Source organism: bacterium, assembly GCA_030247525.1.
Lineage (GTDB): Bacteria > Electryoneota > JAOADG01 > JAOADG01 > JAOADG01 > JAOTSC01.
In genome coordinates this window covers 1-2227 of the sequence record JAOTSC010000278.1, presented here as the reverse complement: position 1 = coordinate 2227, position 2227 = coordinate 1, and the positions used below count along the sequence as shown (strand labels likewise).

Here is a 2227-nt window from a genome sequence, read left to right as displayed (position 1 = left end):
CTCTTGGAACACGTTCACTGACCCAGCAGGTCAATTCGTAGGGGATGGTGTCGAGCATCCGGCACAATTCCCACGCTTCGATTCTTTGTTCCGCAGGTACTTCGGCAATCGCCTCAGTGGCAGGATTCGGGGCTGCTGCGCTGGCACGACGCTCCTTACCGAATAGCGTTACCGGCGTTCCCGTTTCGATCCGGTCTTTGCCCAAATCGACCATCAATTGATCCATGCAAATCCGGCCGACGACTGGATAGCGTTTTCCCTCGATCAAGACACTCGCCCGGTTCGAGAGCGCTCGGTTGTACCCATCGCCATAACCGACCGGGATCGTTGCGAGCCAAGTGTCGTGCGGCGTCCGGTAGGTTAGTCCATAGCTGACGCCTTCCCCGGCACGAACGCCTTTCACAAACAACACTTCACTCCGCAGCGACATCACCGGTTGCAACTCGGTTAGCCGCTCATCCGGTTCCGGCGACGGACGATATCCATATAATAATAAACCGGGACGAACCAAATTGAAATGGGAAGCGGGATAATTTAGAATTCCCCCGCTATTCGCCATGTGGACAAAGCGCGGTTCAATCCCCGACCGTTTCCACTCCGATAATACGTAAGAAAAGCGTTCCAATTGAATTTGGGCGAAGCCATCGTTACGAATATCCGAAGTAGCGAAGTGGGAAAAGAGCCCTTCGATTTCGATACCGGGCAATTTTGTGACCGTCTCAGCGAACTCTTTCGCTCGGTCGAAATACACCCCTAATCGGCGCATACCAGTATCGATTTTCAAATGAACTTTCGCCCGCTTACCGGTTTTCTTCGCTGCCGCCGAGATATTCCGGGCAACGGCGGGCGATGCACACGCCAGAGTTAAATCGTATTCGAGATAGTGTTCAAGTTGGTCGTTGGCAATTCCACCTAACACCAAAACAGGCTGGTCGATCCCCGCTTCGCGGAGCCAAACCCCTTCTTCAAGAAAACCGACGCCAAACGCATCGACTCCTTCTTCGGCAAGAAATTCTGCAACTCGCAATAACCCGTGTCCATACGCTTGCGCTTTGATTGACGCCATGATCTGCGTATTCGGCGCGAATTTTCTCACCAACTGCAAATTACTGCGCAGTGCGGCAAGGTCGATTTCCGCATAAGTCGGACGACAATGCAATCCGGGTAACGGCTCGTAGGGTCGGGTTACAAAACCGGATTCACCGTTGGATTTCGGAGAGAATCCGACACTCATTCGTCGTCATCCTTCTGTCCCTTCACCCGTTTCTTCCCCATTAAAAACGCGTGGACAAAGGGATCGAGATCGCCATCCATGACTGCCGCGACATTTCCTGTTTCCACTCCGGTGCGAAGGTCTTTCACCATCGTATATGGCGCGAAGACGTAACTGCGAATCTGGCTGCCCCAAGCGATGTCGGATTTTTGCGATTCGATGATCGCTGTTTTTTTCTCTTCCTCTTCACGTCGTCGCAACGCCAATTTCGCGGCGAGGTACTTCATCGCCTGTTCTTTGTTCTTATGCTGCGAGCGTTCCGCTTGGCAAGTAACAACGATATTGGTGGGAAGATGGGTAATGCGAACTGCCGACTCGGTACGGTTGACGTGCTGCCCCCCGGCGCCACTGGCGCGGTAGACGTCGATTTTTAACTCAACCGGATTAATTACCGTCTCGCCCACGTCTTCCACTTCGGGATAGACAAACACCGCGGCAAAACTGGTGTGGCGGCGGGCATTCGCGTCAAACGGACTGATCCGAACCAACCGATGAACGCCGATTTCCGCTTTACAATACCCATAAGCGAATTCACCGGAGACTTCAATGGCTGCTTCTTTGATGCCAGCTTGTTCACCCGGTTGTAAATCGATGATATCGTAGTCGAATTTCCGGCGTTCGAGCCAGCGGACGAACATCCGCATCAGCATTCCCGCCCAATCCATCGACTCGGTGCCACCCGCTCCCGGCTTAATTGTGACGATACAATTCTTACTATCGTCGGGACCGCCAAGCATCTTCCGTAGTTCGAGGTCTTCCGCGGCATTCGTGAGGGTTTCCAATTCGCGCTTGGCTTCCTCGATACTCGATTCGTCTTCGACCTCGAGGGCAAGTTCCAGTAACGTGACGACATCTTCCACGCCCTTCGCGAGCGTCTGATAGTCGGTGACCCATCGTTTTACTGCGGTTAATTCTTGCAGGGTTTTACGGGCAATTTCCGGTTCATTCCAGAAC

The 2227-nt window shown here is 53.2% G+C and carries 2 protein-coding genes; both read right to left on the bottom strand.

Going from position 1 to position 2227, the window contains the following annotated elements; translation table 11 throughout:
* Positions 1-1234, bottom strand: a 1234-nt coding sequence (alr, locus tag OEM52_14950; protein ID MDK9701432.1) for an alanine racemase, incomplete at its 3' end; no start/stop codon positions are given.
* Positions 1231-2227: peptide chain release factor 2 (gene prfB, locus OEM52_14945; GenBank protein ID MDK9701431.1), on the bottom strand; the 997-nt coding region annotated here is incomplete at its 5' end. The genes prfB and alr, both read right to left, overlap by 4 nt.